Source organism: Actinoplanes sp. HUAS TT8 (assembly GCF_051380535.1).
Taxonomy (GTDB): domain Bacteria; phylum Actinomycetota; class Actinomycetes; order Mycobacteriales; family Micromonosporaceae; genus Actinoplanes.
The window spans coordinates 2,485,409-2,498,777 of sequence record NZ_CP195646.1 but is presented as its reverse complement, the minus strand read 5'-3'; the positions used below and the strand labels follow the sequence as shown (position 1 = coordinate 2,498,777).

General features: G+C 71.2%; 15 protein-coding genes. 10 read left to right on the top strand and 5 right to left on the bottom strand.

Annotated features, from left to right (window positions below):
- The first annotated feature begins 7 nt into the window (after positions 1-7).
- Complete coding sequence (locus tag ACSHV8_RS10955) at positions 8-406, top strand: VOC family protein (protein WP_436531959.1); 399 nt, start codon at positions 8-10, stop codon at positions 404-406.
- On the opposite strand, the gene ACSHV8_RS10950 is transcribed toward ACSHV8_RS10955, so the two are convergent.
- On the bottom strand, positions 361-993 hold the full coding sequence (locus ACSHV8_RS10950; protein ID WP_436531958.1) for a hypothetical protein: 633 nt from the start codon (positions 991-993) through the stop codon (positions 361-363). The two genes, ACSHV8_RS10955 and ACSHV8_RS10950, sit on opposite strands and share 46 nt — an antisense overlap.
- Before the next feature lie 199 nt (positions 994-1,192).
- On the opposite strand from ACSHV8_RS10950, the gene msrA reads away from it, so the two are divergent.
- Together msrA and ACSHV8_RS10940 are read left to right on the top strand one after the other, a co-directional pair.
- Entirely contained in the window at positions 1,193-1,720 is a 528-nt protein-coding gene (msrA, locus tag ACSHV8_RS10945) for a peptide-methionine (S)-S-oxide reductase MsrA (RefSeq protein ID WP_436531956.1), read from the top strand.
- 72 nt (positions 1,721-1,792) lie between these two features.
- Positions 1,793-2,485: an HAD family hydrolase gene (locus tag ACSHV8_RS10940; protein ID WP_436531954.1), complete on the top strand. Its 693-nt coding sequence runs from the start codon at positions 1,793-1,795 to the stop codon at positions 2,483-2,485.
- A gap of 46 nt (positions 2,486-2,531) precedes the next feature.
- Here the strand turns inward: ACSHV8_RS10940 and ACSHV8_RS10935 are convergent, their stop codons facing one another.
- Both ACSHV8_RS10935 and ACSHV8_RS10930 read right to left on the bottom strand, forming a co-directional pair.
- Entirely contained in the window at positions 2,532-3,677 is a 1,146-nt protein-coding gene (locus ACSHV8_RS10935) for a hypothetical protein (protein ID WP_436531952.1), read from the bottom strand.
- Between the two features lie 93 nt (positions 3,678-3,770).
- The gene (locus ACSHV8_RS10930) at positions 3,771-5,123 is read right to left on the bottom strand and encodes a serine hydrolase domain-containing protein (RefSeq protein WP_436531950.1); all 1,353 of its coding nucleotides are present in this window, start codon (positions 5,121-5,123) and stop codon (positions 3,771-3,773) included.
- Positions 5,124-5,213: 90 nt separating this feature from the next.
- Between ACSHV8_RS10930 and ACSHV8_RS10925 the strand changes: the two genes are divergently transcribed.
- Positions 5,214-5,825, top strand: coding sequence for a hypothetical protein (locus ACSHV8_RS10925; RefSeq protein WP_436531948.1), 612 nt, complete (start codon positions 5,214-5,216; stop codon positions 5,823-5,825).
- Between the two features lie 31 nt (positions 5,826-5,856).
- Here the strand turns inward: ACSHV8_RS10925 and ACSHV8_RS10920 are convergent, their stop codons facing one another.
- Both ACSHV8_RS10920 and ACSHV8_RS10915 read right to left on the bottom strand, forming a co-directional pair.
- Complete coding sequence (locus ACSHV8_RS10920; protein WP_436531946.1) at positions 5,857-6,777, bottom strand: LacI family DNA-binding transcriptional regulator; 921 nt, start codon at positions 6,775-6,777, stop codon at positions 5,857-5,859.
- A 108-nt stretch (positions 6,778-6,885) separates the two neighbouring features.
- On the bottom strand, positions 6,886-8,067 hold the full coding sequence (locus ACSHV8_RS10915) for a GNAT family N-acetyltransferase (RefSeq protein ID WP_436531944.1): 1,182 nt from the start codon (positions 8,065-8,067) through the stop codon (positions 6,886-6,888).
- Between the two features lie 75 nt (positions 8,068-8,142).
- Between ACSHV8_RS10915 and ACSHV8_RS10910 the strand changes: the two genes are divergently transcribed.
- From ACSHV8_RS10910 to ACSHV8_RS10885, 6 genes are all read left to right on the top strand, one after another.
- Positions 8,143-8,862: a spermidine synthase gene (locus ACSHV8_RS10910; RefSeq protein WP_436531943.1), complete on the top strand. Its 720-nt coding sequence runs from the start codon at positions 8,143-8,145 to the stop codon at positions 8,860-8,862.
- A gap of 88 nt (positions 8,863-8,950) precedes the next feature.
- Positions 8,951-10,066, top strand: coding sequence for an amino acid ABC transporter substrate-binding protein (locus ACSHV8_RS10905; RefSeq protein ID WP_436531941.1), 1,116 nt, complete (start codon positions 8,951-8,953; stop codon positions 10,064-10,066).
- Between the two features lie 5 nt (positions 10,067-10,071).
- On the top strand, positions 10,072-10,947 hold the full coding sequence (locus tag ACSHV8_RS10900; RefSeq protein ID WP_436531939.1) for a branched-chain amino acid ABC transporter permease: 876 nt from the start codon (positions 10,072-10,074) through the stop codon (positions 10,945-10,947).
- Positions 10,944-11,951: a branched-chain amino acid ABC transporter permease gene (locus ACSHV8_RS10895; RefSeq protein ID WP_436531937.1), complete on the top strand. Its 1,008-nt coding sequence runs from the start codon at positions 10,944-10,946 to the stop codon at positions 11,949-11,951. The genes ACSHV8_RS10900 and ACSHV8_RS10895 overlap by 4 nt, the downstream gene beginning before the upstream one ends.
- Complete coding sequence (locus ACSHV8_RS10890; protein WP_436531936.1) at positions 11,948-12,667, top strand: ABC transporter ATP-binding protein; 720 nt, start codon at positions 11,948-11,950, stop codon at positions 12,665-12,667. Before ACSHV8_RS10895 ends, ACSHV8_RS10890 begins: the two co-directional genes overlap by 4 nt.
- Positions 12,660-13,364: an ABC transporter ATP-binding protein gene (locus ACSHV8_RS10885; RefSeq protein WP_436531934.1), complete on the top strand. Its 705-nt coding sequence runs from the start codon at positions 12,660-12,662 to the stop codon at positions 13,362-13,364. The genes ACSHV8_RS10890 and ACSHV8_RS10885 overlap by 8 nt, the downstream gene beginning before the upstream one ends.
- Positions 13,365-13,369: the final 5 nt, after the last annotated feature.

Below are 13,369 nucleotides of genomic sequence, written 5' to 3'. Positions count from 1 at the left end.
TAGCGGCATGCCGTTGAGCGAGCATCACGTCAGAGCCTCGGTCGCCGTGTCCGACATCCACCGGGCGGTCGCCTTCTACGAGGGCCGGCTCGGTCTGCCGGTGCTGCGGTCCGGGCCCAGCGCGGCGATCGCCGGCGGGAGCCGCATCTACGGTTCCGGGGGCGGTCCGGCGCTGAACGTGTACCAGTCGGCCACCGCCGGGCAGACCCGGGCGACCCTGGCCACCTGGTATGTCGACGACCTGGACCAGATCGTGGACGAACTCACCGCGGCCGGGGTGGAGTTCGCCCGCTACGAGGGTTTCGGGCAGGACGCCAAGGGGATCGGGCCGCGCGCCGGGGGTGGGCGGATCGCCTGGTTTCAGGACCCGGACGGCAACACGTTCGCGGTCGAGTCCGACGTCTGAAGCTCCCAGGAGATGATGTCCTGGGTGATCGTGGCGCTGCCGGTGAAACCGGCCTCCAGCGGGGTCGCGCCGAGGTCGACCGTGCGGTCGACGACCGGCTGCTCCACGCCGTCGGGGGCGCTCAGATAGGCGCGCAGATTCTTGGTGGGCGCGTCATAGGTGATTCGCGCCATGAACGGCGACCCGGTCAGAGGAATATTCGCCTTGGTGCCGGCCTCACCGTTCAGCCCGATTCTGTCGTCGGCGAATCGGATCGCGACATTCCGTTTCGCGTCGCGCAGGACAAAGGCGAGATTCCCCGTTCCGGGCGGGCCGTCCAGCATGGCGTAGAACTCGCTGGTGAACGATCCGGTCACGTCGACCCGGGCATGATCCCAGGCCGCGCCCGCCTGCCGGTAGCCGCCGCCGGTCAGCCGGAGCACGGCCCGGTGCCCCGGGCCGGCCTTGACGATGGCCGCACTCCCCGTCAGATGAATGGTTTTCACACCCTCGAACGACGGATAGTCCGCGGCATTCGCCGGCGTCGCGGTCGTCAGGAGAAGAACGACAGAAAAGACACTCCAGAGGTACGGTCGTGGGGCGCGCATGCGTCGAGTAGAGCACGACCGTGGCAATACCCGGCGCATTCGCGCGGAAAGGAATGTCTCGCCGCGGGCGGCCCCGATCCCCGGCCGCGCATGATCGTCACCCGGTCTTCGAGGCGCCGCTCGCGGAACCGCCGGTCCTGGCCGGCGCCGGGCATAGGCGACCGGGCCGCGTTGTTACCTTTCTCGGAAGGACGAGAACGTGAACGACGGGAATGGGGTACACGACATGGCCACCGAGAAGGCGATTCTGGCCGGCGGCTGCTTCTGGGGGATGCAGGACCTGATCCGCAGGCGGCCGGGTGTGGTCACGACGCGGGTCGGCTACACGGGCGGGCACGTGGACAACGCCACGTACCGCAACCACGCGGGCCACGCCGAGGCGATCGAGATCACGTTCGATCCGGCCGTCACGTCGTACCGGGATCTTCTGGAGTTCTTCTTCCAGATCCACGACCCGAGCACGTTGAACCGGCAGGGCAACGACATCGGTGACAGCTACCGGTCGGCGATCTTCTTCGAGAGCGACGAGCAGAAGGCCGTCGCCGAGGACACCATCGCGGATGTGGACGCGTCCGGGCTGTGGCCGGGCAAGGTGGTCACCGAGGTGACCGCGGCCGGCCCGTTCTGGGAGGCCGAGCCGGAGCACCAGGACTACCTGGAGCGGATTCCGAACGGCTACACCTGCCACTTCCCGCGGCCGGACTGGAAGCTGCCGCGTCGCGGCTGATGATGAGCACGAGGGCGCCGGATTCAGCAGTCGCTGGGTCCGGCGCTCTCGTTTGTGCGGGAGGATGCGCGGATGCGCGCGATCATCTTCGACTTCTTCGGCACGCTCACCGACCCGGACGCCGAGAGCGACCGGCTCGGCACGTTCGCGGCCACGGCGGCGATTCTCGGGGTGCCGGCCGACCGGTTCCGGGCCGCGATGGTGGAAAGCTTCGGGCAGCGTACGGTCGGTGCGTTCGGCGGGACCCGGGACACTCTGCTGGCGATGGCCCGGTCCTGCGGCGTCGAGCCGGGCGAGGCGCGTCTGGCCGCGGCCGTGGACACTCATCGGGCGGGCGCCGAGCTGGTCCGGCGTCCGCGCGCCGAGGCCGTCCGGGTCCTGAAGGAGCTGCGCGGTCACGGCTACGCACTGGGGCTGATCAGCGACTGTTCCAGCGAGTTGTGCGAGGCGTGGGCGGGCACGCCGTACGCGGAACTGATCGACGCCCCGGTGTTCTCCTGGCAGGAGGGTTACCGCAAACCGGATCCGCGCCTCTACGCGACCGCGTGCGAGCGGCTCGGTGTCCCGGCGGCGCAGTGCTGGTTCGTCGGGGACGGCGGCAGCCGGGAGCACGACGGCGCCCGTCGCGCCGGCATGCGCCCGGTGCTGGTCACCAACGCGGCCTACCCGGCGGCCCGCGACCTCCGCACCGACCCGGACTCCTACGTGCCGGACGACCGGGTCGACGACCTCGGCGGGCTGCCCGCCCTGCTCGGGCACCACTGAGCGGGCCCGGCGCTTCCCTCCCCCGAAGCGCCGGGACCGTCCGGGGTCAGGGCGCCGAGGCGATATTGGCCGACAGGCTGGTCGTCAGCGGCCGCTTCAGGCCCTGGACCCTGGCGGTGCTGGTCACCATCGCGGCCATGCTCTCGCGCACGGCCTTGAGCGTCACCGTGTAGGACAGGGCGCCCCCCGGCCGGCGATCGGCGCTGGTCAGGCGCAGGTCGCCGGTGGGCACGGTGCCGGCCGGCAGGCGCACGCCGACCGTGCCGTCCGCGTTCTCGGCGCCGACGGTCAGCGAACGGACCGGGCCAGCGATGGTGTCGAGCTTGTAGGCGAACTGGATGTCCTGAGTGCCGTTGACGCCGATCCAGGTCTGGAAGACCTTCCGCGACCGGGTTCCCTTGGCGTTGACCTGCCATTCGACGACGATCCAGCGGGACACGCCGTCGGTCAGCACATTGGCCAGAACACCGGTGGCGCCGGTGCCGTCCAGGTCGGTCCAGAACGGCGCGATCACATTGTTCGGCCGCACCGCGTGGGGCAGGTGCCCGTTCGGCCCGACATCGGCCGCCGCGCCGCCGCCGGCCACCAGATAGCCATTCGAGGAAACACCGATTTTCCCGTACGTCGTTCCGTCGTAGACGAATGCCGGAACGTTCAGCTCGGTGGTCTCCTCGTCCCCGATCCCGCGCACGGTGGTTCCGGTGAACGTGCTGAGCGGGACGTACCCGATGACGGTGCCGGGATCGGGCGCGACGCTGCTCGGACCGGCCGCGGTCGCCGGGGCGAGGGTCGTCCGCGACGCCTGGACAGCACGCGGGGTCGTCACGGCCGCCCCGCTCGCCTCGACGACGGCCAGTTCCGGGCCGAAGGCGGACCCCAGTTCAACCGCGGCCGCGGTGGGTCCGGTGTTCTCCACCGTGACGGTGCAGGTCAGGCTCCCCCCGACGACCAGGGCCAGCGGGTAGCAGGAATGCTTCAGGTTGGCGCTGGTGGCCCGCGAGATCGGGAGGGCCGTGGCCGGCCGGACCCCACGGACCGGCGGTGTGGCGACGAGTCTCTGCCCGGTGGCCCTCAACTGACCCGGATCCGGCTTGGCCCCGGCCCGCGCCGGCTCGGCCTGCGCCGGAGCCGAAACCACGACAGCCAGCAGCGGTGCGACGGCCGCGGCCCGCATCCACCTGGTGGAGGTCATCTTCGTCCCTTCGTGACATGGTGTGGTCACGTCGAGGATGCGCGACGATCGGCCTGCGCGACCCGAGTTGGGCGACGGTTCAGCCCCAGGTGATCATGAAACGTCGGGTCGGGTGACCAGCGGCGCCCGCAGGTGCGTGGCCAGATCGGAACCGGTCAGCGGCTCGATGTTCCACGTCACGGTGGCTGTTCCGGCGGCGACCACCACCCGTACGCGATGGGGGGTGGTGATGTTGTAGACGTCGGCGACGAAGGTGTCACCCAGCCAGGCGCCGCGGGCGACGACCGGGCGGCCCAGCGGTGCGCTCTCCCGCCACACCTCGTGGCCGACCTCGACGTTCAGGGACGGCCCGAGACTCACCAGCCACCCGCCGTCGATGGGCGCGACGATCGGGGACGTGCCGTCGGCGCAACCCCGCACCGGGTCCAGGGACAGTCGCCGCAGCCGGTCGGCCAGGATCGCGTCGTCCGGGTCGGCCTGATCGATTCCGGGCAGCAGGCACTCCCAGATCGCGTCCAGCACAACCTGGGACTGCGTGTGGGCTCCGGTGGTCGCGACCACGAGATCGTGCGAGGGAACGACCACGCACAGCTGCCCGAACGAGCCGTCGCCGTGATATCCGTGCCGGGAGATCCAGAACTGGTAGCCGTAGCCGTTGAGGTAATCGACGTCCGACGATCCGACCGGCCGGGTTTCGACGTGCCGTCCGGTCGCCGCCCGCACCCATTCACTCGCGACGAGCCGGCGGTCTCCCCACCGGCCCTCCCGCAGCAGCAATTCGCCGAAGGCGGCCACCGCCTCGGTGGTCAGATGCAGTCCGTGGAATCCGAAGGTGGCGCCGCTGCCGACCCGATCCCATTCCGGCGGGTCGATTCCCATCGGGCCGAAAAGCCGTTCGTCGAGCCATTCCGGCAGGCCGCGACCGGTGACCCGTTCCACCATGCGCGCCAGGACGAAGGTCGTCGCATTGTCGTAGGCGTGCTGGGTCCCCTCGGCGAACGGGAACGGCACGCGCAGGAAACCCTTCACCAGATCGGCGGGTTCCCGCTCCCAGGCCTGCGCCAGACTGTCGGTGTCGTGTCCGCTGGTCATCGACAGCAGGTGGTGCACGGTGAGCCGGCGCCCCTGCTCGCAGACGTCGTCCGGGACGTGCTCGGGCAGCACGTCCACCACCCGGTCGTCCAGCGACAGCAGACCGTCCCCGACCGCCAGCCCGACCGCGAGCGCGGTGAACGACTTGGTCAGCGAGTAGAGCAGGTGCGGCCTCTCGGCCGAGTACGGCGCCCACCACCCCTCGGCCACCACGTGCCCCCGGCGCACGATCATCATCGAATGGCATTCGACGCCCCGCGCTTCGAGCCGATCGAGCAGCGCACCCACCGCCCGCGACGACACTCCCGACGCGGCGGGCGTCGACCGGGGCAGCAGTGCACGCGGAGAAGGCATCCGGGCACGCTAACAAAACCCTTCCTCCCGTACGGGGAAATTGCCTCTGACCTGGTACTTTGCCACGACGCAGCGGTTCGACGGAACGGGGTGATCGCCATCAAGGCCGACAGAAGGTCCAGCCGATGGCTGTTGTGGTGCGCGGCCGGAACGCTCGCGGCCGGCGCGATCGCCGTCGGCGTCCTGCCGCCCGTGCGAACCGACCCGCCCTCGGCCTCCCCCAGCTCCGACCAGGCGCTCGGGGACGGTCAGAACTCCCTGTCCGAGTTGCGGGAGTGGATCCGATCCCGGCCGGGAATCGACTCCAGCGGCTACATCGAGTCGGTCAACGACGCCGGAACCCGGTCGACGACGCTGCTGTGGCACGGCCCGGCCGACGACCTCCAGCAGCAGATCCGGGACGAGGCGGCCCGGCGCGGCATCGCCGTGACGGTTCAGCAGCGGCGGTACACCGTGGCCGACCTGAATGCCGCGCTCAAGAAGCTGGACGGTCGTTCCGGGCGGGGCGCGTTCGCGAACTTCACCATCTACTCGTCGGCCGGCCTCTCGGCCGACTTCGACGGCGTCACCGTCAGCGGCGAGTACCGCAAGCCCCCGGCCGAGGGAACCGCCGCCGCGGATGCCGCCCTGGCCGAAGCGGCATCCGCCGAGCTCGGGATCGCCGTCGCCATCGAGCACGGCGGCGAGATCCTGCCGGCCTGACCCCGAAAACCGGCATCCCGGCCGGGCCGGGTCAGACCGTCTGCCGGGTCAGGACCTGCGCCGAGGCCGGGGCGACGTCGTCGCCGGGCAGGCCGAGGACGGTACGGGCGGCGACCCGGCCGTGCCCCTCGGCGTCGATGTGGACCGTGGTCAGGGGCGGGGTGAACAGCGCGCCGTACTCGTTGTCGTCGAAGCCGATGACCGCGCAGTCGCCCGGCACCCGCAGCCCGAGGTCGTGCAGGCCGGTCACCACCCGCAGGGCCACGTCGTCGTCGTGGGCGGCGATCGCGGTGACCGCCGGCTCGGCCCGCCGGAACGCCTCCACGGCGGCGGTCGCGGCGGCCCGGTCCCACGGCACGGTCAGGTCGCGCAACGGCGGCAGGCCCAGCGCGTCCGCGGCCCGCCGGGCGAAGGTGCGCCGCACCTCCCCCAGCGGCGCGTCGTCCGGCAGTGCCAGCGCGATCACCGTGTGCCCGCGCTCGGCCAGGAAACCGAGCTGCAGGCCGGTGTACGCGGCCAGCCCGTCGCCGCCGGAGTCCTCCGGCCCGTGCCCGGTCCGGTACGCCTCGCCGAAGCGCAGCACCGCCCGCGGGTTGATCGCGCCCAGCACCTGCTCGGCCGCCGCCGGCCCGGTCGGCCCGTGCCGCACGACCAGCACGTGATCGTGCGCGGCCAACTCCTCGTCCAGGCCCCGGATGTAGCTGCGCGAGTAGTTGCCCTCCAGGCCGCTCTCGATGAACAGCACCACGATGCGCGACGAACCCTCCCGCAGGGCGCGCGCGATCCCGTGCGGCTTGTAGCCCAGCTCGCGCACGACCCGCAGCACTCTCGTGCGGGTGACCTCGGAGATCGTCTGGTTCGGGGTGTCGTTGAGGACGAAGCTGACCGTGGCCCGGGAGACGCCGCTGGCCGCCGCCACGTCCTTCAGCGTCGCCCGCCGCTCCTCAACCATGCGCAGAGGGTACCGACCGGCCGGGTCACTCCCGGTCCTGCCCGAGCCCGTCCACGACCCGGCAGAGGTGCCGCCGACCCCACCTGGTGACGGCCACCGCCTGAGGGCTCAGAAGTGCAGGAAGACCCAGGGGTCGGCCCGCGGGAACAGGGTGTCGAGGGCCGCGTAGGCCGATGGCGGGATCACGCCGAGGCCGAGCGCGACCACCTCCTCGGCCGACTGCACGCCGTAGACCAGCGCGGACAGCCCGGCCACGGTCAGGCGTACGTCGGACGAGCCGGTCGCCGCCGTGACCGCGAGTTTGCCGCCGTCGCCGTCGAGCACCCAGTCCCCGCCGATCAGCGGGTCGTCGGCCACGGTGATCGCGATGCGGCTCTCGCCGGCCGCGATCCCGGCCAGCCCGGGAAGGTCGATGACGCGGGCCATCGGCGGCGCCGGGTGCGGCACCGCGATCGTGGTGGTGATCGTGCCGGCGAAGTCGGTGGCCCACAGTTCCGGTCGCGCGTCCGGCGCCACTTCGAGGTTGACGTGCGCGTACTGGTCGGCGTGCCCGGCCAGGAAGCGCAGCAGCTGGGTCCGGCTGATCGGGTCGTCGCTGACCAGCTGCCGGGCGTTGAGTTCCTGGCCCCACTCGCCGGTCCGGTAGGCCAGCGCGCCGGTGACCTGCCCGTCGCGGTGCACCGTGGCCAGCCAGTGGTCGTTGTCCTTGCGCCACTGCTCGCTGCGGTACTCGGGGAACTTGGAGAAGCCGTGCCGGGCCGACAGCTGCCGGTCCAGCAGTGCGGTGAAGTCGTCCCAGCCGTCGGCCAGCCGGCGCAGCCGCACCTCGCCCGGCAGGTCCAGCTTGAGCAGCCCGCCCAGCGTGTCGGTGCGCACCCGGACGGCCTTGGCGGCGGGCAGGCCGACGTAGCCGAGGCGGTGGTAGAAGCCGGCCCGGAACGGGTAGAGCACGCTCACCGCGTAGCCGTCGGTGCGGCCCCGGTCGAGCAGGGCGTTCATCAGCACCCGGACGTACCCGCGCCGGCGGTGCAGCGGGTGGGCGGCCACGCCACCGACCCCGAGCATCGGCAGGTCGGTGCCGCGCACGTTCTGCCGCATCGGGATGCCGGACACGGTGGCCCGGGTCTCGCCGTCCTCCTCGGCGACCAGGGAGATGTTGTTGAGCCGGGTGCGCATGAACGCGGCGGCCTCTTCGGTGCGCTCCGGCGTGAGCGGGGTGGGCTCGAACGCGTAGCTGCGAACCCCGAGGAGCTGCTCCAGGTCATCGGCGGTGGTCTGGCGAATGTCCATTCGGATCATCCTCGCGTACGCGCGGCTCCGGCGTGGCCCCGGGCCCTGATCGCCCGGGAGGTTAGGGTCATCGCCATGCATCCACGATTCGCCGAGCTCGGCTGGGCTCCCACCCGTATCGGCGAGATCAGTCTGCGCCGGCGCCTGGAACCGGCCACCCGGACCGAGGTGTACGAGGTCAAGCTCGGCGACGAGTACCTGATGTCCAGTCTGTTCACCGTCGCCGAGGAGGAGCTGAGCCGGCTCGGGCTGGCCGCGCTGCCGGATCGGCCGGGCGACGTCGTGGTCGGCGGTCTCGGGCTCGGCTACACCGCGCGGGTCGCGCTGGCCGATCCGCGGGTCCGGTCGCTGATCGTGGTCGAGGCCCTGGCGCCGGTGATCGACTGGCACCGCCAGGACCTGATCCCGGAGGGCCGCGCCCTCGCCGAGGATCCGCGCGTGACGCTGCTGGAGGGCGACTTCTTCGCGCTCGTGCGCGACGGTGCCGGCTTCGACCCGGCCGACGCCGGGCGCCGGTTCGACGCGATCCTGGTCGACATCGACCACTCGCCGGTCAACGTGCTCGACGCGACCCACGCCGACCTGTACACGCCGGCCGGTCTGGGGCGGCTGGCCGCCCGGCTGCGTCCCGGTGGCGTGTTTGGGCTGTGGTCGGACGACGCCCCGGACGACGCGTTCCTGACAGTCCTGCGCGAGTGCTTCGCGACCGCGGCCGCCCATGTGGTGCCGTTCGCCAACGCGCTGACCGGCGGAAACTCCGCCAATACGGTGTACGTGGCCACCACCGCGGCCTGACCCGGACGGCCCCGGAGGCCGCTTGACATCGATGGTCATGGATCGCCAAAGTGTCCTTGTCGATGTCTCAGCGGCTGGCGGGCCGCCGTTGCGTGTCCGGACCGGTGAACGTTTCAAGCAGGGCTTCGAGCTGGCCTTCGCCCTGGAGAACGCCGACGGCGGCATCGACCTGAGCGGCCGGAAGATCCCGGTCGAGCTGAAGCTGCTCGACGACACCACCGATCAGGCCAAGGCGGTCAACCTCGCGCAACGGCTGATCACCCAGGACAGGGTCAACGCCTTCCTCGGTACGTACTCGACGTCGCTGGTCGAGGCGCAGAGCACGGTCGCCGAGCAGAACAAGATCCCGTACGTCACCGGCGGCGGCGCCGCGACCTCGATCTACGCCAAGGGGTATCAGTGGGTGTTCGGCACCCTGGCCCCGGTGGCCAACCTGGCCGGCGCGGAGATGAGCTGGATCGACACCCAGCAGGCGGCCGGAAAACTGCCCAAGCCGGCCCGGATGGCCGTGATCTGGGAGAACACCTCGCACGGCCAGGACTTCCGCAAGGGCGTCAAGGACTTCGTGGCCGCGCACGGCGACGGCTACCAGATCGTCACCGACGAGTCGTTCGCGCTGGACGGCAAGGACTTCTCGGCGATCCTGAGCAAGGTCCGCGCGGCCAGGGCCGACCTGTTCATGGTCGACGCCCATCTGCCGGACTTCATCACCATGCAACGGCAGTACCTGAGCTCGAACATGTGCCACAAGATCATCACGTACGGGGCCCGGGGCACCGAGTCGGACGCCAGAACGGCCCTGGGCCAGGCCGGTGTCGACTACATCCTGTCCGCCGTGTGGTGGAACAAGCAGCTGGGCAACGCCGGGCTCAACAAGGCGTTCGTCGACGCCTACAAGGCCAGGTACGGCGCCGACCCGGAGTGGTACCAGGCGCTGGGCTACGAGGCGGCCCGGTCGCTGTTCACCGCGATCGGCCAGGCCGGCTCGGTCGACCGGGAGCAGATCCGGCAGAAGCTGTCGGCGCTGGACATGGACTCCATCCTGCCCGGCGGCAAACTCGCCTACCCGCCCGGCAAGGGCGGTCAGGCCGACTACCCGTTCGTGGTCCAGCAGAACCGGCCGGACGGGACCTCGCCGATCATCTACCCGGCCGACGTCGCCACCGGCCAGGGCGTCGCCCCGAACCCGAACTGCAAGGGCTGACCGGGATGGGCGAAGTCGTCGTCCTGGCGATCTCGGCCGTCCTGCTCGCCGGGTTCTACGCCGCCATGGCGTACGGCCTCGGACTGATCTACGGGGTCCTGCGCATCGTGAACCTGGCCCACGGCGGCATCATCATGGCCTCGGCGTACCTGACCTGGCAGCTGTTCGAGCGGTGGCACCTCGACCCGTTCCTGGCCATCCCGCTCGCCCTGGTCGTGTTCTTCGGGGTGGGCGCCGGGATCTACCTCGGACTGGTCCGGTTCCTGCCGCGCGGCCCGGCCGGGGCGGTCCCGTCCCTGCTGCTGCTGTTCGGGCTGTGGCTGGTCATCCGCAACGTCGCCTACCTGCTGTTCACCGGCAACGAGCAGGTCATCCACACCTCGTACGCGACGTCGTCGGTGCGGCTGGCCGGCGGGAGCTTCTCGGCAGCCCGGCTGGCGGTGTTCGCGGTCGCGGTCGTCGCGCTGCTCGGCCTGCACGTGCTGCTGACCCGCACCTACCTGGGCCGGGCGATCCGGGCCGTGGCCCAGAACCCGGACAGCTGCACCCTGGCCGGCATCAACGTGGAACGCGTCTACGTGTTCACGTTCGGCCTGGGCACCGCGCTGGCCGGCCTGGCCGGGGTGCTGGCCTCGACCCTGTTCGCGTTCACCCCGTCGTTCGGGGCGAGTGAGCTGCTCAAGAGCTTCGTCATCATCGTGCTGGGCGGGCTCGGCAGCATCGTCGGGATCGCCCTGGGCGCGCTGGTGCTGGCGTTCGCCGAGGTGTTCTCGATCTACCTGGTCCCGCCGTACCTGACCTCGGCCGTCGGTTTCGTGCTGCTGGTCCTGGTGCTCGTGCTGCGCCCGGGCGGCCTGTTCGGGCAGCGGGTGCTGCGATGACCCGGTGGCCGGCCTGGCTGAGCCGGCGGGCGTCGGCCCTGTTCGTCCTGGCTCTCGTGGTGCTGTATCTGGCGCCGCTGCTGCTGCCGGTCAGCGATTACACGCACGACATCGTGGGGCTGACCTTCATGTTCATGGCGGCGGCGCTGGCCTGGAACTGGCTGGGCGGCTTCGTCGGGCAGATCAGCTTCGGACACTCGGCCATGTTCGGCGTGGGCGGGTTCGTCGCCGCCCGGGCCATGATCGCCCTGCACCTCCCGTTCGCCCTGGCCTGGCTGCTCGGCGGCCTGGTGGCCGGCGGTTACGCGCTGCTCTGGGGGCATCCGACGCTGCGGCTGCGCGGCCCGTACTTCTCGATCGCCACGATCGGCGTCGGCGAGGCCACCCGCCTGTTCGCCACGTACTGGTCGGATTTCACCGGCGGATCCTCCGGCCTGTCCCTGCCCCTGGCCGCCAACCCCACCAAATACCAGCTCTATTGGTACGGGTTGTACCTGCTCGCCGCCGCGGTGGCCGTCTCCTACTGGCTGCGCCGCTCCCGCATCGGGCTCGGCCTGCTGGCCATCAAGGAGGACGTCGAGGCGGCCGGCGACGTCGGCGTCAACCCGACGCTGTACCAGGACCTGGTCCTGTTCCTGTCCGGGGTGATGGTCGGCGTGTGCGGCGGCTTCTACGCCTCCTACCAGGCGTTCATCGACCCGCAGGACATGTTCAGCTTCGACCGTTCGATCGGGCTGATCCTGATGGCGGCGATCGGTGGCCTCGGCACGGTCCTGGGGCCGGTCTGGGGCGCCGTGGTCTTCGTCATCATCCAGGAGTTCCTGCTGGCCAACTACTCCGAGCTGTACCTCGGGCTGTACGGCGGCCTGCTGATCCTGATCATCCTGTTCGAGCCGCTCGGCCTGACCGGTCTGGCCCACCGGCTGCGCCGCCTCGTCGGTCGCCGCGGGCGGCCGGGGTCCGCGCCGCTCACCACGGTCGCCGCCGACCGGAGCGGCACATGAGCCATCTGCTCGTGGGCGAGTCGGTCAGCCGGCACTTCGGCGGGCTGCGCGCGGTCGACCGGGTCGACTTCCACCTGGACGAGGGCGAGATCCTCGGGCTGATCGGCCCCAACGGCGCCGGCAAGACCACCCTGTTCTCGGTCGCCGCCGGTTCGATCCGGCCGACCGCCGGCCGGGTGCTGCTGGACGGCGAGCCCGTCAGCGGCCGGGCCGTGCACCGGTCGGTGCACCACGGCATCTGCCGCACCCATCAGATCGTCCGGCCCTTCGCCCGTCTCACCGTCCTGGAGAACGTGCTGGTCGGGCACCACTACGGTCGTCCCGCCGGCCGGTCGCGGGACCCGCGGGAGATCCTCGACTTCATCGGCCTGGGCGACCGGGCCGACCGGCTGCCGGCCGAGCTGACCCTGGCCGGCCGCAAGCGCCTGGAAGTGGCCCGGGCTCTGGCCACCGGACCCCGCGTGCTGCTGCTCGACGAGGTGGTGGCCGGGCTCAACCCGGCCGAGGCCGGGCGGTTCGTCGACCTGATCCGGCAGATCCGCGACCGCGGCATCGCCATCATCATGATCGAGCACGTCATGCACGCGCTGATGAGCCTCTCCGACCGGGTCGTCGTCCTCGACCACGGCCGCAAGATCGCCGACGGCCGCCCGGCCGAGGTCGCCAACGACCCGGTCGTCATCGAGGCCTACCTCGGGGGCGGCAACCATGCTTGAGGTACGTGACATCGACGTCCACTACGGTGACGCCCAGGCCCTGTACGGCATCGGCCTCACCGTCGAGCAGGGCGAACTGGTCACCCTGCTCGGCGCGAACGGGGCCGGCAAGACCACGACCCTGCGCGCGATCGCCGGCATCCGTCCCCTCTCCGGCGGTGACCTGCTCTTCGAGGGCTCCTCGCTGAGCCGGATCCCGGCTCACCGCCGGCCCGGGATGGGCATCGCGCTCGTACCCGAGGGCCGGGAGCTGTGGCCGCAGATGACGGTGCGGGAGAACCTGGAGCTGGGCGCCTACGACCGGTCCGCCCGCGCCCACCGGTCCGCTTCCCTCGACCACGTCCACGAGCTGTTCCCGACGCTCAAGGATCGGGCCGGTCAGCTGGCCGGCAGCATGTCCGGCGGCGAGCAGCAGATGGTCGCGATCGGCCGGGCGTTGATGAGCCGCCCCCGGCTGCTGATGATGGACGAGCCGAGCCTGGGCCTGGCCCCGAAGGTGGTGGACCAGATGTTCGGCATCATCCGCCGCCTGCACGCCGAGGGCCTGACCATCCTGCTGGTGGAGCAGAACCTGGGCCGCGCGCTGGAGGTGGCCGACCGCGGCTACGTCGTCGAGACCGGCACCGTGTCCCTGCACGGCACCAGCGCGCAGCTGCTCGCCGACCCCGCGGTCCGCGCCGCCTACCTCGGACTGTGAGAACG